This window comes from Microcoleus sp. F4-D5 (assembly GCF_036704885.1).
Taxonomy (GTDB): domain Bacteria; phylum Cyanobacteriota; class Cyanobacteriia; order Cyanobacteriales; family Microcoleaceae; genus Microcoleus.
The window spans coordinates 68708-93187 of the sequence record NZ_JAUBSX010000023.1 but is presented as its reverse complement, the minus strand read 5'-3'; the positions used below and the strand labels follow the sequence as shown (position 1 = coordinate 93187).

Genomic DNA, 24480 nt, shown 5'->3' with positions numbered 1-24480 from the left:
TTTTAGGCCGTTCGGGGAAAATAATGCCTGTTTTTGGGTCGAACATAATCTACACTTATGCTTTACTAAAATTGAAGCAGGAAAAACTCATATTTAACGTTGGTTGAATATATTGATCGCTTTTGTTATTGATTGGCGATCACTTATTCAGCAAGCCCTAAATATTTCGGAAACTCCAAGCCTGTAAGGATATGGTGTCAGGATGAGAGTAGATTTGGATTGATTACTCAGCCGGGCAAAAGGATTACATTAAAGGGGGTAAAACCCCTGGGCAAAAAACAATGGAAACGAGGAAACTTTTATATTTATGGAGTCGTAGAGCCAGCAACAGGTGAACAATATTATCAAGAATTTCCTCGGCTCAATTACAACTGTTTTCAAGAGTTTTTCAAGGGATTTGGTCAAAAATACTCAGATAATTTCAATCTAATTATCATCGATAATGGTAGGTTCCATAAAGCTCTATTACTAGACTGGGATGACCATGTAATGCCAATATATTTACCAGCCTATAGTCCTGAATTAAATCCGATTGAAAGATTGTGGGAGCATACAAAAAAAGACTAAGAGTGGGCAAATTATTCGAGTTTAGATCAACTCAAAGAACAGGTAAATAGAATTATCAAATCTCTCACTAATGAAGAAGTTTTATCTCTCTGTGGTTGGGACTATATCCTTGAAGCTATATTAAGTGCAACTTCATAGTGAATTGGTATAAGACTGGAAGTTTTTTGATGAATGCTTGCAAATCTGCTAACTGCTTTTCAATGAATAGCAAATAGCTGACAGGCACTTGGCTCAAAAGCACGTTTCCGTCTACAGTCACGTCGGCACGGGCGCTACAATTTGTCCAATCTTTGGTTGCGGTTACGTCGAAGAGTTTGGTCAAAACTTCAGTTGTTTTGCGGATAATCTCTTCGGCTTTGACTTCAACTTTTTTGGACTCCGGGGGCAGTTGTTCGCCTTCTTCGTCTTTGGGACGGTAAGTGCGGGAGATTCCAGAAAGCACAGCGGGCTTCTGGAGTGCTTTTTGAGCTTCTGCGAGTTCTTGAGCACAGCGGCTTTTGATGCCTTTTTCGATCGCAATAATCTGATTTAAGCGTGCCATTGTTCGATTTTATTGATACTGAACTCATATCAAGTCCGGTTGATTTTGATAATCAAATTGTTTGTCCTGTGGCTTTTAGGGCTTTGAAGACTTCAGTCCTCAGTACAAACCTCACGATCGTTCTTGAACCAAACTTGCTCGTTATGTAGTATGACACACTTCAAATAAAATTACAAGCTTTGTTTTCTAGGCGCGGTGGCAAAAGAACCCGCCGATACCGTGCTCAGCAATTTATCTCTCTCCAAACAAAGAATGCAACTGTAGGCCCGCGATCCAAACCCATCATAGAATCAGTCATGCCAAATCTCAAATCTAAAATCTCAAATCTAAAATAGTATTATCTCTCAAAAACTCGGCAAAATCTCTAGCGTCGCTGCGGATCAAGTGGACGCCATCATTGGTACGCCACTCTCGCTCTTTAGGGGGCGGCAGCCAATCAAAACGGTCGGAGGGAAACAGCTTTTTCGTCAATTCTGCTACTTGCTTTCTCCTGATTGCAGCGTTAACTCGCGACTCTAGCGGTATGTCAAATAAAACTACTTTTACCCCTCTATTTTTTTTGATTTCAGCGATTTGACTTTTAATAAACTCAGCTTCTTTTTCAATATTTTTTGCATCATTTTTAGACAAAGGTTGGCTTTCCACCTCCACTATCATTTGAATAGCTTTTTGCGCTAGTTCGGGAGTAAGATTTCGAGCTTCTAAGCTGTCTAATTTTTCTTTTGAAAGATTTGTATATTGCTGCCTTCGACTTTTCAAATAATCAATAAAAACGCTAACAGGACGGTATTCCTCTCTCATCATCGGCAGATACTGACGCAGCCAATAAAAAATAGGGTGATACAAATCATCAACTAAGTTTGTATCTATTTGGCGGATAATAGTATCATTAATTTCTACCAAAAGTATCGGAGGCTTGCTTTTACTTCTTTTAACTATTTCTAAACCTGTTTGGCTTGCTCCTCCCGCAAAAGCTATGCTTTTTACGCCCTTGCCAATGTGTTTTACATTTATGTTGCCAGCTAGAGAACTACCTACAATTACCATTTTTAGATCGCAATCATCCTGATATACATACCTTTGAGCTTTGACAATATTATTTTGAATCAGGCTAACTCCGTCAGAAGCTGGCAAAACTCCGCCGCTGACAAGCACTTGATAAAAACTCATTAGAAACAGAAAAATTAGTACCGACCGCAAAATCGGTTGCAACTGGGATTTGACAAACATAGAACACATTCTAGAATTGGAAATAAATAAATTGTTTCGAGCTGCCGCTGTTGAGGAATATCATGGCTAGCATAATTCCTAAAGATAAATCTTGATAAATGCTCCAGACTTTTTGAGCATTTTTATTTGAATCTTGTTTCATCCGATTTTGCCAAGTGGGAAAATGGGGAATGTGATAAATCACTACTGGTAGGGAAAAAATTAGCGTGGGAATAATGTGACTCCAACCGGGCTTGACTTTATAGTTGCGAACTAAAGTAACAGCGAAGTCAACCGCTTCTTCAAAGCGAGGCAGTTTAAAAAGCAGCCATCCCACGGAAACAAAAGAGAAAACTCCTAAAACACTAAGTGTATCAAATAATAATTGCTGTCCGATTGGTTTGGTTTCTGATTGATTTGGTTCTTGCGATTTGTTTTTTGATTTATCTAAGCCAAAAAAGCGCTCTACGGCTAAACCAAGTCCGTGATAAATTCCCCAAACTGCATAACTCCAAGCAGCCCCGTGCCATAGTCCTCCTAATGTCATGACTGTGATTAAGTTAACATAAGTTCGGATTTTTCCTTTGCGGTTTCCGCCGAGGGGAAAGTATAGATAATCTCGGAGCCAAGTTGAGAGGGAAATGTGCCACCTTCTCCAGAATTCGGAGAGGGAACGAGAGATGTAGGGAAAGTCGAAGTTGTCGGGAATTTTGTAACCCAAAGCGGCTGCAAAACCGATCGCAATTAAGGAATAACCGGCAAAATCGGCGAAAATTTGTATTGAGTAGCCGAACAGCAGTGTCAGGTTGGTAATAGTTCCAAATCCTTGGTAGTAGGAAAAGCCGATCCAGAAGGTATAGTCTTTTAAGTTGTCGGCGATGACCATTTTTAGGAAGTAGCCGACTGTGAGCGACCTAAAAATGAAATCCCAAGAAATGTCTTGAAAATATTTAGGAGCAATCAGCGGATAAAATGTCTTATATTTTAAAATCGGGCCTGACAGTAAAGTGGGGAAAAAAACAATAAAAAATGAGGTAGCGAGCAGGTGTTCGGTGAAGTTTGGCGAGACGTAAGCGTTTGATTCTGTTGTGCTTGTATCTTTTTGAGTCAGTACGTCTAAGATGAGACTGATACCTTCAAATGTGTAGAAAGAAATGCCGAGTGGCAGAGGCAGTTTTAAGAATAAATAAGCAATGCTGCCTTCGGTTCTAGCAATATTAAAAACATCCGCAACAAAGTTAGTTAGCAAACCGGCATATTTAAACAAGCTCAAGATTAATAAATTGAGCACTACTCCTGATAAAGCCCAAAACAATCGCTGTTTGTTGTCGGAAATGCGAGCAACTTGAAAGCTAGCTGTAGCGTTGATAATAATTGATAGCAGGAGGATAAGTAGCAGTGCGGAGGCGCTCCAACTGTAAAAAATAAAGCTCGCAATTATGAGGATGGGAACTTGGAGTGTTTGCCAGGGAGGGAAATAATATATGGTGAAAACAATCGCAAAAAATACTAAAAATTCAATACTGTTAAATAACATAATTTGTGGTTTCGCTCTTTTACGTAGCCTGTGACCCACTATATCAAGGGCCTGGGACTAATGACAAAAGTCGGCTATAGCCCGATCGCGCATCCCGCCAAAGTGTAGCAAATATCAGTTTTTGTTAGGGCTGCTACTACCTCTTAAGATAGATGCGGAAATACCTCCCAGGGCGTGTTGTCAGCTCTGGAAATATTTCTTAACATATAGATAACAAAGGGAATCCGAAGGAGACACCAAAAATCCTTAAGCCCTTGGGGTGACCCGGTTAATCAGACTTTTCGCAAACAAGGGCTAAATCAATGAACCAGCAAAACTCCGAAGTTTTAGCATTTTTGCCCATGCTCCAAAAAGGCATTTGGTTGTTTGGGATTCTCTCTTGGATATTCGGGCTGACAGATAGAACTATTGCACTATTATCTGACGGATATTTGTCGGCGATCGATATTGTCCAGCTATTTACAGCATCCTTTTTCTTCATTAGCTGGCTGTTTTTAAGCCCGTTTTTGGGTCTTGACTCCCAGAGTCAGCCGAAGGAAGAAGCATCTCCCTAGTTTTTAATTGGTAATGTTAGTTTATCGATCGCTATGAGTTTCTTCTGGGGCAAAGCGGGCCGGCCAAATGCGATCGCAAAAAAACAAAGTTCCCGCCGTCACGCACAGCGGAATCGCCAACAAATTCAACAGCGGAATGCTCACCAAGCCCAAACAAACCACACCAAAACTCCCGCTGGCCGGCAAACTCTCCCGAATTATCTCCAACTTCTCCTGAAAAGGTCGCCTCCGCCTCTCTAAAGGTGCATCTAAAAAGTCCAAACAGACAATAGTCGCGCCCAAAGCTACGCCACCCAAACTGCTAAGAATAGAGCCTACTCCAGGAAGAAAATTTAGCAGCAGCAGCGGTATACCGACGCTCAACAAAATTTGTAGTTTTCGCAGTTCAAAGGCTATCGCCCTTTGAATATCCCGAAAACTACTCGCCAAATTCATTGGTGCTTCTGCGGGCAATTGACCGTTCCGCAGGAGCTCTAATTGTTCGGAAAGTTGGCCGTACCAGGGCGAACCTAAAATCACGCCAAACTGCACTAACAAAAATCCAATTATCAGCAAAAGTCCTGACACTAGGAGTACGCGCAGCAGCCAGCCGAAAGCAATTGTTAACACGCCGAGAAAGCTCAGCCAAGCTGGAAAACTCGCAATTAGAGCATTAAATCGGACGGACAAATCGGCAACTAAAACGTCTATGCCTGCCAAACTGGGAAATAGCAAGCTTAAATAAAGACCGATACCAATTATAAAATTTAGCACCACGGGAACTAATACATAAGTCCACAGCTTGGGAGTTTGCAAAATCAGCGTGAAAGCTCGCAAAGGATAGGTGAAACCTGCCAGGAGTCCAATTGGTGCGCTAATGGCGGTGGGGGCGGGGTTTGAATTTAGCTGTTTTGACATATTTTCTGCTTTTGAGGACTCGACTCTATTTTCTATTATCCACTTTCCATTATTATTGCTGATGAGGATTTATCGCAGGTAGCCCAAAAGTGAAGCTTTTTATTTACCATACCCCGGAACTTACGCCAGCCGACAAAATGCCCGCTTGCGCGATCGCAGTTGATGTGCTGCGGGCGACTACGACAATGGCAACGGCCCTGAATAATGGGGCGGAAGCTGTTCAAGTTTTCAGCGACTTAGATAAGTTAATGGCCGAGAGCGAAAAATGGCCTGCAGACAAGCGGATTCGCGCCGGAGAGCGCGGCGGCAGCAAAGTTGACGGATTTGACATGGGGAATTCCCCCTTCGACTGCACGCCAGAAAAGGTCACTGGGAAGCGAATTTTTATCAGCACAACTAACGGTACTCGGGCTCTGGAACGAGTGCAAGCTGCTGCAACTGTGTTAACGGCGGCTTTGATTAACCGCAAATCAGTGGTGCAGTTTTTGTTAAATAAACAGCCCGAAACTATTTGGATTGTGGGTTCTGGTTGGGAAGGGGGTTATTCGTTGGAAGATACGGTTTGTGCTGGTGCGATCGCCCAAAGTCTGCTAGCAGAAAGCGGTATTCCTGCGAGGGATTTTGCTGGTAACGATGAAGTATTTGCGGCTATTGCTCTTTATCTCCACTGGCAAGATAGGTTGCACGAATTGTTGGAAAGGGCCAGTCACGGCCAGCGCCTCCTCGGTTTAGGTGTTATTGAAGATTTAAAATATTGCGCGCAAACGGATACTTTAGATGTACTGCCGGTGCAGCGAGAACCGGGAGTTTTGGTTAAGTCGGATTTTAAAATTCCTCAGACTGATTTCTGGGTTCAATCTTCAGAAAAAACGGCGAATTGATATTTTCTGCGAGTGCAGTATTAGTAAGGTGCGCCTCGGCGCACCTACGGAAATTAGGGATGAGAATTAAATAAAATCCACTTTCTATGACTGTTGTGGGATGGGCGTCCCGCCCGTCCTTTCTGGGCGGGCGGGACGCCCATCCCACAAGAAAAAAGGGAAATTATTTAATTGACGATCCTTAGTAGTTAGCGAACAAGATTTTTTTAAAAGAAAGTAGTATTAAAAATACTGGGCAGGAACACAAAATTGCTTTTTCCCTAGTCTATTGCCGGCAATTGAGAATTGCTGTATTCACCGCCGAACCGCTGAATTAAACACTCGGCAATTCTGGCTGCGGCACCGGGTTCTCCCATGCGGCGCAAGCCATTTTCAGCGATTAGCTGCAACCTGTCGGGATCGCGGAGCAAAGACTGCACGGCGGCGGCAACTTCGGCGGGATGTTTGACTAAAATTAATGACGGGCCTAACAAGCGACTTTGAGCTTCTGCAAAAGCTGGAGTAAATTGCGGGCCGTTTCCGGGAATGGCGATCGCCGGTTTTCCTAAACCTACAAATTGTTCTGTAGCTGTTCCTGCCATTGCTATTGCTAAATCGGCTTCGTACAAACAATCGTTAAAACTTTGCTGAGTCAAAATCATCGTGGCGTTTCTCTGCACAAATGTCAAGGGCAATAGCAAATTAGGAGATTCTTTGTGAATTTCTCGAGCGCTGGAAACAGGAGGTCGCAAAATACTTCCTTCTCGCCGCTGCGTTCTAGTTTCGCCGTCTTGGCGCCAGCCGAAAAATTCTAAAATAGGTCGCAAAGCTTCTAGATTTAACTCAGGGGAAATCGCTCCGAAAAATAACAATTTGCGATCGGCAAACAGCAACAAAATTCCGGCTACAGCCTCTACTATTAGCTGCCAATTAGCATAGGCTTCCGGCGCTCTAGAACCGGGGAGTAAGGTGATGACGAGCGATCGCGACCTTTCCCGAAACTCTGCGTCAGGGCCGTAAAAACCGGCTGGATTTTCCGGTTCGAGTCCGTCCATCATCGGGTTTCCGAGATTGTAAGCGGGAATTCCCAGCTTTTGTAAAGTCTCGGCGGTTAGCGCGTCCCTGGCAAAAACTGCCCGACAGCGCGATCGAGTCATCAACCAGCGCTCCCAAGGCAAATAAACCGATCGCGACCAACTCCACCCACCAAAGACCCTGGATTTGCGAGCCAGAGGCCCGTCCTCGTCCCGCAAATAATACTCGGACTTGGCAGTACCGACAAAGGCATAGGGCGCGCCGCTGAGCCAAGCAAACAGCAGCGGTACAATATCCCCGCAGGCTAAAATAACGCCGTCTTGATTCCCAGACTGTTGTTGAGTCCGCACCCAAGCGCGGATGGCTTTAAACTGAGCGATTGTCAACTGAAGCAGGCCGCCTTTGACATCGCGCAAAAATTCCCTCCCGTCCATGTAAATAAAGCCGCCCGAAGGCATCCGCTGCACCGGGCCGATGATGCGGGCGTTTTCTAGTTGAGCGAAAGCTTGCCCTTCACCCACTAGCGGAAACACGGCTAATTCTGGCGGATGCGGGTGCTGTTGCAGTTCCTGCAAGATGCGAAGGGCGATCGCGTCTTCTCCGTGGCCGTTACTGAGGCAAAGTAATTTCAATCCCAACTCTCTCAAAAACTGTCTCTGAATATATAGAAGCAAGATTAGCCGCAGGATGCAAGGTGGTATAGCCGGATGTTGAAGTAAGTGGAGCGCCGATCGCACGAGTCCGGGACTTTTTGGTAAAATAGCAGATGAAACTCTATTTTAGAGATAAAATCGGATGGTAGAAACCCTGCCAAAATCTTTGACACTCCAAGAGTTTTTGAAGTTGCCAGAAACCAAACCAGCCAGCGAGTACATTGACGGCGAAATCATTCAAAAACCGATGCCTCAAGGAGAACATAGTGTCATTCAAGGCGAGTTGACCAGCGCTGCTAATACTGCTCTCAAACCTCAAAAGGTGGCGCGAGCATTTCCAGAACTACGGTGCATTTTTGGCGGTCGAGCGATCGTTCCAGACGTGACTGTATTCGCTTGGGAGCGCATTCCCCGTAAAGAAAATGGTGGTGTGGCAAATGTGTTTGCGATCGCCCCGGATTGGACAATTGAAATCCTCTCCCCCGAGCAAAGCCAAACTAAAGTTACTAAAAATATTTTACATTGTCTCAAACACGGAACTCAAATGAGTTGGTTAATCGATCCAGAGGATCGATCGGTTTTTGTATATCTGCCCACTCAATCAACGGAGGTGTTTGACGAACCGGAACAGTTATTGCCCGTGCCATCTTTTGCCAGGGAATTGCAACTGACAGTAGGAGAATTATTTGGTTGGCTGTTAGAGTGATATCATCTCCGATCGAGCGACCGCACATGATATAACTGCTGACTGCTGACTGCTGACTGCTGACTACTGCCCCTCAATATATTGCTTTAAAGCATTCCGAATTTGTTTGAGCTGAAATCCCTTAGCAAGTTGGCGCAGATTCGAGACAAACGGTACTAATTTAGGTTCTAAACACTCCAGCTTAGCACTCTCCTCAAAAAATTCTTCAATGTCGCCCATAGCTGCGAGTTTCAAAAGTTGTGCTACCGACTCAGAAGCCGCAGGCAACAGAGAAGAATAAGCCGGAAAATCCGATGCTGGTGACAAACTCGGAGTTTTGCGCTTTTTGTTTTCCGAAGCTTCCCCGTAAATCCATTCTAGGTCCAAATGCACGCGCAACTGTGCCAAAAAGTGATTTGCTGCGATCGGCTTGGGAAGAAAATCATTGCACCCTGCGAGGATGCTCTCTTGCTGCGCCCCCTCCAAAACGCTAGCTGACATAGCGATTAACACGACATTTTTTAATTCCGGTAACTCCCGCAGTCTTGTGGCAGTTTCTACGCCATCCATTACAGGCATCCCCAAGTCGATAAAAATCACATCCGGTTGAAATTCAACTGCTTTGCAGAGGCATTCTTGACGGTTTTGTGCTTCTGCAACTTCAAATCCCAAACGCCCCAGCAGCCTGCACAACAAATCGCGATTTAGTTGATTTTCATCCAGGATTAGCACTTTCCGCTTGTTGCCAACAAAACCGACAAGCCAGGGTTTTTCCCGCAAAGGAGACACCTCCAAGTACCGTTGGACTGCGGGCAATTCTAAATCCAGCCAGAAAGTGCTGCCTTTTCCCAAAGTGCTGTTGACGCCAATTTCGCTGCCCATCATTTTCGCTAATTTCTGGCTGATCGAGAGTCCGAGACCTGTACCTTCAACAAATGTATTGCCTCCTACTTGGTGGAATGGCAAAAATATTTCTTCTAACTTGCTTCGATCTATTCCTGTGCCAGTATCCTCGACTTGAAAACGAACTTTTAAAGCGTGTTTTGCTGCGCTAGAGTTGTGGGCGAAGCGCAGATAATTTTCTTTCAGTTCCGAACTCAAAATCGACAATTCATAATTGTCGCCTTGCCCTTGAATCCAGGCACCTGTGCCGACATAGCCGACTTTAAAAGTCACACATCCGCTGTTAGTAAACTTAACGGCATTGCTGAGTAAATTCATGAGAATTTGGCGCAATCTTTTTGGATCTACACGAACGAAACTAGGCAGGGGAGATACTTGTTCGTAATTGAAGGAAATTTGTTTTTGCAATGCCCGCATCTGAAATAGATCGGCAATGTTTTTCGTGAACTTTAGAAAATTTAACTCTTCCGGGTAGAGTTCCATTTTTCTAGCTTCGATTTTGGAAAGGTCTAAAACATCATCGATTAACATCAGCAGGTGTTCCCCGCACTGTTGAATATTGCTGAGACTTTCTTGCTGATCGGAGCTTAAGTCTTTGTCGGTTTTGAGGATTTGAGCGTAACCTAAAACGCCGTTTAAAGGCGTGCGCAGTTCGTGGCTCATGTTGGCGAGAAATTCGCTTTTGGCGCGGTTGGCGCTTTCTGCGACTTCTTTGGCTTGTTGGAGGGCAGATTCTGCAAGTTTGCGATCGGCAATTTCGGTTTGTGCTTGTTCAAATAACGTCGATTGCTGGATCGCGATCGCCAATTGGACGCACAATTGCCGGAGGGATTCTATTTCTGAGGAATCCCAGGGACGGGGGCCGCTGCAATCCTGGGCGATCAGCAGTCCCCAAAGCTGATTTTCTGCGGTATGTTGGGTCTGGGAAATGCTTTCTCGTGCTTTTAAAATCGGCACTATTAAGTTAGCTTTTACTTCAAATCCTTCGAGAAATTTCATGTGGCATTCCGTCAAATTTTCCCGGTAAATATCTTCCATAGCTCTAATACAGCCTTGCTGATAAATAGCAACAAATTTTTCTTTAAAACAGCCATCAATATTGTTTAAATTTAGCAGCGAAATTCTATTTTCAGCCACAGATTCCACAACTACAAAGCCGCTCCAGTCGGGATTAAAACGGTAAATAACTGTGCGGTCTGTTTGCAAAAACTGCCGCACTTGTTCAACAGCAGTTGTCAGGACTTCTTCTAAATTGAGGGAGGAGCGAATGCGATCGAGCATGGCAACTACCAGCCGTTCTCGCCTTAATTGGTGCAGCAGGGCCATCTCAGCTTGTTTGCGTTCGGTGATGTCGGTAATTACTCCCACTAGCCCGATTAAATTGCCAGTTTCATCTTTAATGCAGTCGGCACGAAATAAAGTCGTTACCACTTCGTTGCTTTTAGTTTTGATTTGGAGTTCGCCTTGCCAAGATTTGCCTTTACGGACTGTTTTAAACATTTCTACCAGCACTTGACTTCGGGGGTAAAGTGCCGTTGCTCCCCCTGCTGTGTTCAGTTCTTCTGCTGTGTAGCCGTACCGCTGAACAAAGGCTTGATTGTGGTAGATCGATCGCCCTGCCAAGTCAGCAATGCCGATCGCGTCGCTGGTGCTTTCTACGGCTTGAGTAACTCGCAGCAAATCTAATTCTGCTTGTTTGCGATCGCTAATATCAGTAATAGTCCCGATATAGCCTTTAATTTCCTGCTTGTCTCCGATTTCTGCAATTGCCTGACCGATCACCCAAATTACCCGACCGTCTGGACGCTGAAAGCGGTATTCTGATTTAAAAGGAATTTTGTCAATAATTGTTCGATGCCATTCACTTTTCACCCGCTCTACATCATCGGAATGTATGGTATTCATCCAGCCCTTTTCTGCTGCTAATTCTGGGTTTAATCCCGTAATTTCGCTCCACCGCTGATTCACATAAAGGCAATTTCCCGAGGTGTCGGTGTGGAATATGCAAACTGGCGATGCTTCTGCTAAAGTTTGGTAGCGGCGCTGGCTCGCTCGCAGTGCTGATTCTACCTGTTTTCTATTAGTGATATCCCGGACTATGGAAATTATCTCCCCACCGGCAAGCATAGTCAGCGAAAGTTCTTGAGGAAAAAGAGTACCGTCTCGCCGCTGACCAGTTGCTTCTATATTACAGTATCCTTTTTCATGGAGAGCCGGGCGGATTTCTCGTTCAATTTCTTGAATTTTTGCTTCTTCATAAAGGATTTTCCAACTTTTACCCAATAAATCGGAGGAATTTAAAAAGCCGTACATTTGCAGATAAGCCTGATTAGAATAAATATATTCTTCCCTAGCATTGAGGATCGCGATACCGTCATAAGCAGCGGCCATTGCTACTGCTTGTCGCTGAAGTTTGGACTCGGCTTGTTTGCGAGAGGTAATGTCGTGACCGACTGAGTAGATTAAACCTTCTTCACTAAATGGCGATGCCGTCCACAGGAGGCATTTGTAAGAACCGTCTTTGCAAAGATAGCGGTTTTCAAACGAGATACTGGAGGTACCTGCTATTAGTTTAGCCCCTTCGGCTGCGGTAGCTTGTCGATCGTCGGGATGCACAAATTCGATCGTCGGCTTGGCAAAAAGTTCAGCACTACTGTAGCCTAGAACCGTTGACCAAGCAGGGTTTAAACGTTTAAAAAAGCCGTCGAAACCTACAATACAAAGCAAGTCTAAGGAGATGGTAAAAAAGCGGTCGCGCTCTGTTTGTGCCTGCTTTAATTCAGTGATATCCATCACTAAACCGTCCCAGAGAATATCGCCTTCGCTCCCAGAGTTTGTCTCGTTATTGAGCCTTTCCGGTCTCGCCGCTCCTTGCAGCCACTTAACTTTTCCCGATGGCAAAGTCTGCCGCCACTGCTGCTGCCAAGGTTCCAAGGTAGCTGCAGAGATTTCGATCGATGCTTCTAAATCTAAGAGATCGTCTGCGTGAATTCCGCTGAAAACCAGTTTCGCATTTTGCTCTATTGATTCTGCTTCTAATTCGTACAGTTGGCGGCTGCCTGAAGAGACGTAGGGAAAAGATATTTCTCCCGTTGCTGACCTTCGTAATTGATAAATTGCTCCCGGCAGGTTAGCTACCAGTTTTTGAAATCGAGCTTCGCTTTGTTGCAGGGCTTTTTGCTGCCGTCTGTATTCGGTAATATCTCTAATTATGCCTACTATTACTTTACTGCCAGCGGATGTTTTAAATACGCTTTTTTTGGTAGAGATGATGTGTTCTTTTCCGCCAGTGTCTGTGAAGTTTTCTTCAGTTTCCAAGCAGATACCCGTTGTCAATACTTCTTCATCTTTTGCCCAAAAAACATCAGCCTCTGATTTGGGGAAAAAGTCATAATCTGATTTGCCGATCAGTTCTTGCCGCGATTTGCCGAGCAACTGACAAAAAGCATCATTTAATATCATCCAGCGGTGTTGCTCGTCTTTGACAAAAATTGGGTCTGGGGTAGCATTTATGGTGTGGTTTAAAAATTCTTCGGACGCTTTCAGTTTGGCTTCGTAGCGGTAGCGATCGCTCACGTCCAACACTACTTCGATAATCCGGTCGATCGACCCGTCCAGGCGGCGGATGCAGCGCATGGAAACTCGCGTGTGAACTATTTCGCCGTCTTTTCCGATCCACCTTTTGTCTAAGATGCAACCATCGCTCTCACTTCCTAACATTTGAGACAATTGTTTCAAATTGGCATCAAAATCCTCTGGATGAGTCAACTCTAGCCAATTCTTTTGCACGAGTTCGTAGCGCTCATAGCCCAACAAATTGCACAGCGCATCGTTAACTTCTATCCAGTTGCAATTTTGAGGAACTTCGCTGTCAATAATTGGAGCAAAGATGGCAATTCCGATCAGGGAATTTTCGACCACCGAGCGATATTTTTCTTCACTTTTTCGCAAAGCATCTTGACTGTTCTGGCGTTCTATGGCGTAACGGAGCGATCGAATTAACAGTTCGCCGTCGATTTTTCTTTTTACTAAATAATCTTGTACCCCGACGGAAATCAACCGCAGGGCAAGCTCTTCGTCATTTTGGGAAGTCAAAACTACGATCGGCACATTTACTCCATACTCTTGTACCCGAGCAACCGTCTCGATTCCCAGACTGTCTGGCAGTGAAAGGTCTAATAAAATTATGTCAAAAGTTTCTTCATTCAATCGCTGCTGCGCTTCGCTGAGGCGTTCTACTTTCGTCAGCAGTATACACTGTTGACCGCCAATTTCTGACAGCAAATCTTCAATCAGCTCCGCTTCTTGAGGGTTGTCTTCTACTAACAGAACTTTAAAGCAGAGAGGAGGCAAAGCTAAGTTAAAAACTGCTTTCATAATAACTATTAATTAAAAAACTGTTAAACAAACTTAAATGTTACCTGTGATTTCCGGGGCAGCTATTTAATTGCACTTACACCTACATCGGCGCTCACATTGCGGTGTAAGCGAACTCTACAAAAAATGTGTTTAAGATATATAATTTTATCACGCAATGACTAAAGTGTCAACGCAAAACATTTTTTTTTCTAACTTCCAATTTATACGAGTTTTTTTAAAAAAAATGCAACTTTAGCCTCGCAATCTCAACCCCCAATAGTCACAATTCATCCCAATTATTCATTTTTTTATTTAATTTTTTAAATGCTATTAACTTCTACATTCTACATTCTAGATTCTGCATTTAAATATAATATTTAATTCAAATTTCGCAGCATTATAGCTTCTACATTGTGCCGAAAAGATGTCTCAATTAAGCGATAGTAAAGTAAAAAGTTGAACCTTGCCCCGGCTTCGACTCCACCCAAATATATCCGCCGTGACGTTCCACAATCTTTTGACAAATTGCTAAACCAATACCTGTCCCAGAATATTCTTTTTGAGTGTGCAAGCGCTGGAAAATTTGAAAGATGCGTTCTTGATGCTGCGTCGCAATCCCAATTCCATTATCCGAGACAGAAAATAACCAGTCTTTCTCCTGTTTACTAGCGGTAATATGAACCACAGGCGGTGCATCTTGGCGATATTTAATCGAATTGCCGACTAAATTTTGAAATAGCTGTACGAGTTGAGAAATATCCCCCATTACCGCTGGCAATTCGCTGTAAGTAACAACTGCTTGAGTGTCGCGGATCGCCCATTGCAAGTTGGCGATTGCTTGCTCGACTGCGTGATTGCAATCTGTCAGTTGAAAAGGTTTCTGACTCCTGCCCACTCGCGAATATTCGAGTAAATCGTCAATTAAGTTTTGCATTCTCGTGCAGCCGTGAACGATATTGCCAATAAACTTACTAGCTTGGCTGTCGAGTTGATCTTTGTAGCGTTTTTCTAAAAGTTGAGCATAACTAGCAATTGTTGCTAAAGGCGCTTGCAAGTCGTGAGAAGCCACATAAGCAAATTGTTCTAGTTCCGCATTTGAACGCGCCAATTCTTGGTTAGATTTTAAGAGAGCAGATTCGGCGCGCTGGCGGTTCGATATCTCTTGTTGGAGGAGCAAATTTTGCTCTTGCAAAGCTTTTTCAACGGCGCGGCGGGTGCTAATTTCTTGTTGCAGAATTTGGTTTTTTTCGTGAATTGCTTTTTCAACGGCTAAGCGGCTGTTGATTTCTTCTTGAAGCAGCATATTTTGTTGTTTTAGCTGCTTTTGTAAATTCCGCAGGGTGAGGTGACTTTCGATGCGGGCGAGCACTTCTTCAAACTGAAATGGCTTGCTGATGTAGTCAACTGCTCCAACAGCAAATGCGTTTACTTTGTCGAATACTTCATCTTTAGCACTGATAAAAATTACCGGAATTTCGCGAGTTTTTGGTTCGGACTTCAGGTGTTGACAAACTTCGTAGCCGTTCATTTCCGGCATCATTATGTCGAGCAAAATCAAATCCGGCGGATTAGAATTGCAGGCTCTCAGAGCCATTTTTCCATTAATCACGCAGCGGGGCGCGTACCCTCGATGAGTAAGCATCGTAGACAACAGGCGCAGGTTTTCTGGCGTATCGTCTACTACTAAAATGTTGCCTAATGCCGTCCCTGGTTGGTAATTGTTCATTAATTATTTTCCTGTTTTCACAGATGTTTGCAGCTATTTTATTTAGAAATTACGGAAAATACCAGGTTTATAGTAGGAATATTGGGGGAAGGAAACGAATAATCCCCTCAGAAACCTGGTTTTTAAAAGTTTGGCGCGTCCGGCACCGTTATTGTTGGTTTACCAATCATCAAATGCCTAGCAGCAGAGTCATAGCATTATTGTTCCAAGTCAATGCTTTATCTAAAACCTTAAATCCAGCTACTTTACACATAGATTCTAAAGCAGTAGCTGTCGGCAGCCACCACCACGGCCCAAAGTCGTTGATGTCAAAAACTGCTTTCTGAATTACTCCGAAAATTGGTGCGCCGCCGGTGTGCTGCTGCCAGTAAGCGCTTAAGATAGCTCGTTCTGCTTCGTCTAAAGCGGGAATGAATATTACCGCAGAAGCTGGAATTTCGTAGCGTCCCCGCTCGTTTTCTATAACCTCTTGAGTAATAGCTGAAGTTAAGATTAAATACTCCCCTGTTATTTGACGCAAGCTAATTAAAATTTGCAAAGGGTGGGCGTGATGGTACAAAACTCCTGCACAGTGGACGACATCGTAAGGCTCGCCAATTTCTGCAAGCTGAATCTGAGTTATCTCTCGACTGATACAATTATAATTAGCAATATTTAAACTTGCCATGCGTCTGCGAAAATCTTGCCAAAGTTGTGCGGATGGGGGTATCACATCAATCATTGTCAGAGAAACTGCACCGTATTTGCTAGCTACAGAAACTTTTTCGTTGACAGTTCCCCAAAGTCCGCCGACTTCTCCAAAAGTCTTGCCTTTGACGACTCGGGCAATGTAGCGATCGCGAATATCGCGTGTCTCCAACTCTAATAATATACTGCGATCGCCCGACGAGTGATTTTTATCCAAAACTTCCGCCAATTTTCTGGATATTGCTGGATCTTCTGGCCGGATTTCTAATCCCATCAAGTACAAAACTGTCGCTGCGTCAAGCCGATCGCTCTCGGCAAACTTTTGGGCTATTTCGCAGTAAAATTCAGGAGGGTGCAGTGACTGCAATTCGTGGTGATAGTAGCTGGTTGCTGCGTCTAAATCGGTCGGAGTTCTTTTGATGAGAGCATCGCCTAACTTGGTGTAGATGTTCGGGAGTTCAGGCTCGATTTGCAGGGCGCAAAGGTAAGCGGAAACAGCCTCATTCCAATCGTGCATCTCAGTCAAAGCATCGCCTAAATTGTAATAAGACCAAGAAAGATTGGGGTTGAGTTCAATAGCGCGCTTGTAGGCGGCAGCGGCTGGTTTCCACTGCTGGTTTTTTAACAGTGCTTCTCCTAAATTATGGTAAGTCCAAGAAAAGTTTGGGTTGAGTTCGATCGCCCGCTGGTAGGCGCTGATTGCTCCCAACCAATCCAGGAGTTTAACTTTAGTTAAAGCTAAATTATAATGAGACCAAAAGAATTCTGAATTAAGTGCGATCGCCCTTTGGTATGCAGCCTCAGCTTCCGACCATTTTTGTAGTTGAAAAAAAGCATCTCCCAAGTTATGAAAAGAGCCGGAATAATTAGGGTCTAAGTCAATAGATCGCTGGTAAGCAGCGGCTGATTCCGACCATTTTTCTAATTTGCCGCAAGCTTCTCCGATGCTGTAGTAGCACCAAGAAAAATCCGGGTTAATTTCAACAGCCGTGCGGTAAGCAACGACGGCTTCTTGCCATTGTTCCAACTTGAACGACACACTACCTAAATTGTAGTAAGACCAAAAAGAGTTGGGATTTAACTCAATACTTTCCCGGTAAGCGGCGACCGCTTCATGTAATCGTCCGCTGTCTTGAAAAACATTGCCTAATTTGTAATAAAGCTCAGAAATATCTGGCTGGAGTTGAATAGCTTTGCGGTAGTGAACAATAGCTTCGTCCCACTGTTGTAGTTGGCTAGCAGTTGCTGCCAACTGGTAATAAGCCTCGCAACAACTGGGGTTTAAATAAATGGTACGGTGGTAACAAACTAGGGCCTCTTCACGCTTGTTTTGCGCCAACAAAGTATTACCTAAGTCGAGATATTCTTCCGCTATTTCAGTCGGTTGGATCGTGAGTGCTTGATACCAGCAATCTGCCGCTTCCTCAGCTTGACCGACTTGGGTAAATATCCGGCTTAAATTTCGGTAAAATCCTGCAAAGTCCGGTTGGAGGGAGATGGCTTTTTGGTAACAGGCGATCGCCTCTTGCCACTGTTGCAATGTAGCGCAGAGAGTGCCGAGGTTAGCAAAAGCTTCGGCAAAATCCGGTTGCAGGGCGATCGCAACTTTATACCAATACCTTGCGTCTTCTAGCTTACCCTGAGCTTGCAGCGCCTTCCCCAGGGTCTTGCAAGTCTCGGCGGAATTGGGGTGCGATGCCAAAACTTTTTGGCAAAGCGCGATCGACTCCTCCAACTTCCCTAAAGCTAAATATATTTCTGCCTGTTGTTGAAAATCAACCGCTGCTGTTTCTGAATTCACTTCTTGCGTTCCTGTTGAGTAATAATTCCATGTATTATTGTATGGTACAACTTGTCAAACTTCAAATTCAAGTAAATACATCTGCCGACTGGCAAATAAATAGTGCTAAATCTCAGCCAAATTAATATAAACTAGACAAGAATAGGTTAACAGCGAGCTACATAATGTCAACAGTCAATCGAACACCGCTAATCAGCGTAATCATACCAGTATATAATGGCGGCCGCTACATCGTGCAAGCGGTAGAAAGCGTCCTATGTCAAACTTTTACTAATTTCGAGATTATAGTTGTAGACGACGGTTCGACAGATAGCACCCCTCAAGTATTGCAGCCTTATTTTGACAGAATTTGCTACATTTATCAGGAAAATCAAGGAGCAGCAATAGCTCGCAATCGTGCTTGCCAGCTAGCCAAAGGCGAGTTTTTAGCTTTTCTAGATGCTGATGATTATTTCCTTCCAGAAAAACTAGAGAAACAGGTAGCTTGCTTTGATGCTGACCCCACATTAGACATGGTGCAAACAGGTTGGTTCATGGTAGATGAAAAAGGGCAAAATATTTCTGCGGTAAAGCCTTGGCAGCAAGCGCCTACATTAAATTTAGAAAGCTTTATTCTCTATAAATGTGTGCGCCCAAGTGCGATGCTACTGCGGAGTAAGTGGTGGGAATACTTGGGCGGTTTTGATTCTGGGCTTCCGCCTACGGAAGATTTAGACTTTGCCTTGCGTTTAACTTTAAAAGGGTGCAAATCAGTTTGGTTAAAAGAGATACTTACCTGTTATCGCCAGCACGATACCAATCTCATGTCAAGCGGTTTTCCGCTAATGAAGAATACAGAAATTCTGATGGAAAAATTCTTTGCCAGACCTGATGTGCCTCAGTCAATCCGCCAGTTAAAAAAACAGGAACGCTATCAGTGCTTGGTGTGGATGGCATGGCGGATGTATCGCGGCGGTCATCTAGCAGAGATGGCAGAGTGTTTGGAAAAGTCATTGCAATATACCCCTTTTTCGCCCACAGAAACAGTGTTGAATTGGCTGGAAACTTTTCATAGTGTTTCTGAAGAATACGGTGACAATTTTGATGCTTATTCACTGACTCAGTTAAGAGAATGGCAAGATATAATTTTGATGGTTATGACCCATCAGCCCGAATCGCAACAGAGCTCTATTTCTACACATCCAAAATCACGCGCGGCGAAGCTATCCCCTAGGGAATCGCACATTTTACTCTACAACGCCGACGATCCGGGCGTGGGAGGATTAGCGCAGTACAACCATGCCATTCTCTGTCAGTTAGCCTTGTTGGGCTATCGAGTCACTTGCGTGCAAACCAAACATTCTAGCCCCTTGGTTGAGCGAGAACGAGAGTTAGGTATAGAACACTTGTGGCTGGATTTTAGCAGCCATAGAGATTTAGCGCGGGTGTTAAGAAATACGGAGGATGCACAAGAGATTTTTTCTAAAAATAAACCCGATCTGATTATTTTTAGCGATGGCTGGCCCTATTCTAATTTTGCAGTAAAACAGGTAGTTATTCAGATGGGGATACCATACATGATGGTAATCGGGTTAGTCATGCCCGATCACGCAAGTTTTGCCTACGGGGATGTAGTGCCTTATCGAGAGGGAGTGCTGTATCACTGCCTGCAAGCTAGAGCGGTGATTGTTGGCGCTTATGAACATTTGAATTTATTATGCGATGACTTTGATTTACCCAAAGATAAGGGGCAAGTCATTTATTTGGGGCGCTCTCCTGAATATTTTGCACCTCCTAATCCTTCGGCTCGCCAACGCCTGCGGCAAGAGTTAGAAATTCCTGAAGATGCGATTGTCTGTTTCACATCTGCTCGATTAGCACCGGTTAAAGGGCATCGATATCAGATCGAAGCAATCAAGCAGTTGAAGCAGTCTCCTGTATGGTCTAAACTGTATTTTGTCTGGGCCGGGAATGGTGAGGGAAGCTATTGCGATCTAGAAAAAGAATTGAGGGAAGCTGTTAGGGAATTAGGGGCGAGCGATCGCGTGAAATTGATCGGACAGCGCTGGGATATCTTAGATTTACTGGATGCTAGCGACATCTTCATTTTGACATCTCTCGGCGATGCTGCACCTTCTTTTGCAGTCATGGAAGCGATGGCTAAAGGATTGCCTGTAGTTGCTTCGGCAGCGGGCGGCATTCCAGAAGGGCTCGGGGATACTGGGAAGTTGTTGCCCGATCCGAATACCGATCCAGAGGGAACAGCGAGGGAATTGGCGGAAACTGTAGAAGCTTGGGCGCTGAATCCAGAATTGCGCAGCCAAATCGGCAAAGCTTGCAAGCGGCGGGCCGAGAAATTGTTCAAAGAGGAGCGGATGCTCGCAGAGTCTGTTGAGGCGATCGAAAAAGCTTTACTTTCCGATGGCGAAAAAGATCGATTTGTTACTCAACAACAGGTGCAGGGGTGGATGGCGAAGGTAGAAAGCCGGGTGCGCTACAGCTTTTTAGTGTGGAAGGCGTGGCACGCTTACTGTCAAGAAGACCTCATCGGGATGCAGAAGTGGCTTCAAGAATCTTTGCAGTGTACGCCTTTTTTGAGTACAGAAACAATGTTAAACTGGATAGAATGTTTTGGTAATTTTTCGTTATCTAAAGGGCATCATTTAGATACATATTCTCTGACTAAATCAGCAGAATGGCAACAATTGGTCGAGGGCGTCCAGGGTCTAGAATCTGTATTTTATGCACGCTAAAATACCCGATTGACATTTTAAATTGAGCTTGCTGTCAGCAGTACAGCCACAAATATCAGTAAAATTGTATTTTATAGACCCAACAACGATCGAAAATCTGTGTATCCGCGTCTAAATCCGTGTTATTTTCCCGAACCCTTCCCTATCACCGAGTAAATTCATATCAATGGCAAATTCGACACCGCAAGTCAGCGTAATTATACCTGCATATAATGGCGATCGCTACATCGCGCAAGCCGTGGAAAGCGTGTTGAGCCAAACCTATACAAACTGGGAAATTATTGTCGTAGACGACGGCTCAACGGACGACACTCGCCAAGCGTTGCAGCCTTATTTTGACAAAATTCGCTACTTTTATCAGGAAAACCAAGGAGTAGCAGCGGCTCGCAACCGAGGAATTCAGGAATCCCAAAGTGAATTAATTGCTTTTTTAGATCAAGATGACTTCTTTTTGCCAGATAAGTTGGCAGCACAAGTAGCGCTGTTTCGCTCGTCAAATTCATTAGGAATTGTCAATAGTGGCTGGCGTTTAGTTGACGAGCAAGGAGAGACAATTTCTGATATCAAATGTTGGGAATATTTACCAAAATTAGACTTAGAAGCATGGATAGTACAGATGCCCGTACTTCCGAGCGCAATGATGTTTTCGCGAAAGTGGTTACAAATTGTAGGCGGATTTAACTCTGAGTTTGATTCCGTAGATGATGCCGATTTACTATTACGTTTAGCTCTATTAGGCTGCGAAGCTGCTTGGCTACCGCAGGTGACAGTCTGTTATCGCCAGCATGACAAAAATGTGTCAATTCAAAAATCTCTCAAACAAGCAAATCTGTTTATTAAATTAAAACAAAATTTATTCAACCAACCCGATTTACCACAGCACATCCGCGAGTTAGAAAATCCTGCTTTCTACGAAGCACTGACATGGATGGCATGGCACTTGTACTATACTGGTCATCCGGTGGCAGCGGTTGAGTATTACCAAAAATCTTTTCCTTATACTCCTTACTCTGCTAGAAAAACCGTAATAGATTGGATAAAGCGTCTCGGTGCTATTGCTAAAGCTTACGGCTTTCCCCTAACTATGCAATCATTAAGAAGCTTACCACAATGGCAACAGTTAATGTCTAACATACTTCCCAAAAAAGCAGTACGAGTCAGCGTAATTATCCCGACATACAACTGCGATTGCTATATACTTAGAGCAGTAGAAAGTGTGATAGACCAAACTTACCAAGACTGGGAAATTATTATCGTAGATGACGGCTCGACCGACAACACCCGCCAAATTTTAGAGCCTTACTGCGATTTCATTCAGTACGTTTATCAAGAAAATCAAGGAGCAGCAATAGCTCGGAATCGCGGCTGCGAACTAGCCAAAGGCGAATTTTTAGCTTTTCTCGACAGCGACGACTTCTTCCTCCCAGAAAAACTAGAAAAACAAATTGCTTGCTTTGACGCTGACCCCAGGTTAGATTTGGTGCAGACAGGTTGGCTGATAGTTGACAAAAAGGACGCAGGCATCTACGGAGTAAAGCCTTGGGAAGAAGCACCCAAATTAGATTTAGAAAGCTTAGTTTTGTACAAATCAGTGCGGCTGAGTGCGGTGATGCTGCGGCGCGAGTGGTGGGAACGCTTGGGGGGTTTCGATCCTCGCTTTCCGCCGACAGAAGATTTAGATTTTGTCTTGCGTTTAGCTTTAAAAGGCTGCAAGTCAGTTTGGTTAAAAGAGATATTAAGCTGCTATCGCCAGCACGACAGCAATCTGATGTCCGGCGGCTCCCAAGTAATGAAAAATATGGAAATTATGATGGATAAATTTTTTGCGCGGCTAGACTTACCTCAGCACATCCGCGACTTGAAAGGCGAGGAACGTTACAGGTGCTTAGTATCGATAGCGTGGCGGATGTACCGTGATGGATATTTGGCAGAGATGGTCGAGTGTTTGGAGAAATCTCTTCATTACACTCCTTTTACAGGTACAGAAACTGTTTTTAAATGGTTAGAAAGTTTTAAGGGTTTTTCGCAAGAATACGGTATCGAATTTGATGCTTATGCCTTAACTACTTTAAAAGAATGGCAAGACATCGTAGTGCTTGCTGCCAACAACACTCCTCAATTCCAACCTGCCGGTAGTTCGATTTTGCTGCCGCAAAAACCCCGCGTACTCCTGTACGCAGAAGACCACGGAGTGGGAGGTTTGGCTCAGTTCAACCACTCGCTGATGTGTAAATTAGCAGCCGACGGCTACCAAGTTATTAGTGTTCAAACTCAAAGTTCTAACCCTTTAATTACCGAACAAAAACAGCTAGGTATAGAACATATTTGGCTGGACTTTGACACGATCAAAGAGTTTTTGCGAGTTTCGTACAATTTAGGAGATGCTGAAAAAGTTTATGCCCGGGCTCAACCGGATTTAATTATATTTAGCGATGGCTCACCGATGGCAAATTTTGCGGCTAAACAAGTTGCTATTAAGCAGGACATACCGTACATAGTTGCTCTCGGTTATATCGGTCGCAATTATGAAACTTTCGATCGGGGCGATCAAATTCCCTATTTTGATGCAGTCTCCTATCAGTACGATTTAGCAAAAGCAGTAGTAGCAGTTTCACAAGAAAATTTCAACTTGTTCAAACGAATTTTTAAAGTGCCTCTACAACGGGGCAAAGTTATTTATTATGGCAGGCCGAACAGTTATTTTGAACCCCCAAATCTTTCAATTCGTCAACGCCTGCGCCAAGAACAAGGAATCCCCGAAGATGCTGTTGTTTGCTTCACGGCGGCGAGATTGACTCCAATTAAAGGATATCAGTATCAATTGCAGGCGATCGCCCAACTGAAAAATCGTCCAGTTTGGCCGCAGCTATACTTCGTTTGGGCCGGCCCCGGTTCTACCACTCACGACGATATGGAGCCTGAATTGAGAGCAACTGCGAGCAAATTAGGAGTCACCGAACAGGTTAAATTCCTAGGTCAGCGATGGGATATTGCCGATTGGCTAGACGCCAGCGACATCTTTATTTTATCTTCCGAAGCAGAGGGAATGCCGCTAGCAATCATGGAAGCAATGGCGAAAGGATTGCCCGTAATTGCAACCGCAGTCAGCGGTATTCCCGAAGAATTGGGAGATACGGGAAAGCTGCTCCCAGATCCTAAAATCGAGCCTGAAGGAACAGTAAAAGAGTTGGTAGAAGCGGTGGAAATATGGGCAGGAAATCCCGAATTGCGCCGACTTGCAGGACAAGCGTGCAAAGCGAGAGCCGAAGAACTATTCAAAGAAGAACGAATGCTTCGGGAATATGGAGAAATCATTGAACAGGCACTTGCAAAAGACGACAAGAGCGACAGTTCCTCTATTAGTCCGAAAGTCCAAAGGCAGATACAGCAAGTAGATAGGCTGCTCAAATACTATTATTTAGTGTGGAAAGCTTGGGATGCTTATGCTAGGGGAGATATGTCGGAGATGGTTAAGAATTTGCAATCATCTTGGGCTTGCACGCCACTTTTTACAACAGAAACTATCTTGAGTTGGGTGAATGTTTTTGTGTTGTTGTCTTCCCAAAATGGGATTAAAATTGATAGTGCCGCGCTAATTAGCTCAGGAGAGTGGCAACAGTTGATGGAATCAATACAGAGTTTTGAAATCGTTTCATCTGTTGGTTAAAACTTTTTCAGTAAAGCAAATCCGCGCGTGAAATCGCTACTGCACATACAAAGTCCACCTTCGCAGA

14 protein-coding genes are annotated in these 24480 nt (G+C 44.2%); 6 read left to right on the top strand and 8 right to left on the bottom strand.

Annotated features, from left to right (window positions below; genetic code table 11):
• The first annotated feature begins 132 nt into the window (after positions 1-132).
• On the top strand, positions 133-567 hold the full coding sequence (locus QUA80_RS13500; protein WP_333425204.1) for an IS630 family transposase: 435 nt from the start codon (positions 133-135) through the stop codon (positions 565-567).
• Positions 568-682: 115 nt separating this feature from the next.
• Here the strand turns inward: QUA80_RS13500 and QUA80_RS13495 are convergent, their stop codons facing one another.
• From QUA80_RS13495 to QUA80_RS13485, 3 genes are all read right to left on the bottom strand, one after another.
• A complete protein-coding gene (locus QUA80_RS13495) occupies positions 683-1108 on the bottom strand; it encodes a DUF7873 family protein (RefSeq protein WP_333425202.1) in 426 nt (141 codons plus the stop codon).
• A gap of 312 nt (positions 1109-1420) precedes the next feature.
• Complete coding sequence (locus tag QUA80_RS13490) at positions 1421-2338, bottom strand: hypothetical protein (protein WP_333425200.1); 918 nt, start codon at positions 2336-2338, stop codon at positions 1421-1423.
• A gap of 10 nt (positions 2339-2348) precedes the next feature.
• Entirely contained in the window at positions 2349-3854 is a 1506-nt protein-coding gene (locus QUA80_RS13485; RefSeq protein ID WP_333425198.1) for an MBOAT family O-acyltransferase, read from the bottom strand.
• Between the two features lie 302 nt (positions 3855-4156).
• On the opposite strand from QUA80_RS13485, the gene QUA80_RS13480 reads away from it, so the two are divergent.
• Entirely contained in the window at positions 4157-4408 is a 252-nt protein-coding gene (locus QUA80_RS13480; RefSeq protein WP_333425196.1) for a hypothetical protein, read from the top strand.
• Positions 4409-4429: 21 nt separating this feature from the next.
• Here QUA80_RS13480 and QUA80_RS13475 read toward each other — a convergent pair whose 3' ends face one another.
• Positions 4430-5305, bottom strand: coding sequence for an EI24 domain-containing protein (locus QUA80_RS13475; RefSeq protein ID WP_333425195.1), 876 nt, complete (start codon positions 5303-5305; stop codon positions 4430-4432).
• An 89-nt stretch (positions 5306-5394) separates the two neighbouring features.
• Here QUA80_RS13475 and QUA80_RS13470 point away from each other — a divergent pair, with 89 nt between their 5' ends.
• Positions 5395-6186 (top strand): 2-phosphosulfolactate phosphatase family protein, encoded by a 792-nt coding sequence (locus tag QUA80_RS13470; RefSeq protein ID WP_333425193.1) that lies wholly within the window; start codon positions 5395-5397, stop codon positions 6184-6186.
• A 260-nt stretch (positions 6187-6446) separates the two neighbouring features.
• Here QUA80_RS13470 and QUA80_RS13465 read toward each other — a convergent pair whose 3' ends face one another.
• The gene (locus tag QUA80_RS13465; protein ID WP_333425191.1) at positions 6447-7832 is read right to left on the bottom strand and encodes a lipid-A-disaccharide synthase-related protein; all 1386 of its coding nucleotides are present in this window, start codon (positions 7830-7832) and stop codon (positions 6447-6449) included.
• A 163-nt stretch (positions 7833-7995) separates the two neighbouring features.
• On the opposite strand from QUA80_RS13465, the gene QUA80_RS13460 reads away from it, so the two are divergent.
• Positions 7996-8559 (top strand): Uma2 family endonuclease, encoded by a 564-nt coding sequence (locus QUA80_RS13460; RefSeq protein WP_333425189.1) that lies wholly within the window; start codon positions 7996-7998, stop codon positions 8557-8559.
• Positions 8560-8622: 63 nt separating this feature from the next.
• Here the strand turns inward: QUA80_RS13460 and QUA80_RS13455 are convergent, their stop codons facing one another.
• The 3 genes from QUA80_RS13455 to QUA80_RS13445 all read right to left on the bottom strand — a co-directional run bounded on the left by QUA80_RS13455 (position 8623) and on the right by QUA80_RS13445 (position 18014).
• A complete protein-coding gene (locus tag QUA80_RS13455; protein WP_333425188.1) occupies positions 8623-13818 on the bottom strand; it encodes a PAS domain S-box protein in 5196 nt (1731 codons plus the stop codon).
• Between the two features lie 415 nt (positions 13819-14233).
• Positions 14234-15526: a response regulator gene (locus QUA80_RS13450; protein WP_333425186.1), complete on the bottom strand. Its 1293-nt coding sequence runs from the start codon at positions 15524-15526 to the stop codon at positions 14234-14236.
• 169 nt (positions 15527-15695) lie between these two features.
• Positions 15696-18014: a tetratricopeptide repeat protein gene (locus QUA80_RS13445; protein ID WP_333425185.1), complete on the bottom strand. Its 2319-nt coding sequence runs from the start codon at positions 18012-18014 to the stop codon at positions 15696-15698.
• A gap of 164 nt (positions 18015-18178) precedes the next feature.
• On the opposite strand from QUA80_RS13445, the gene QUA80_RS13440 reads away from it, so the two are divergent.
• Both QUA80_RS13440 and QUA80_RS13435 read left to right on the top strand, forming a co-directional pair.
• Entirely contained in the window at positions 18179-20746 is a 2568-nt protein-coding gene (locus tag QUA80_RS13440) for a glycosyltransferase (RefSeq protein ID WP_333425183.1), read from the top strand.
• Positions 20747-20906: 160 nt separating this feature from the next.
• Positions 20907-24413: a glycosyltransferase gene (locus QUA80_RS13435; protein WP_445302232.1), complete on the top strand. Its 3507-nt coding sequence runs from the start codon at positions 20907-20909 to the stop codon at positions 24411-24413.
• Positions 24414-24480 lie beyond the last annotated feature (67 nt).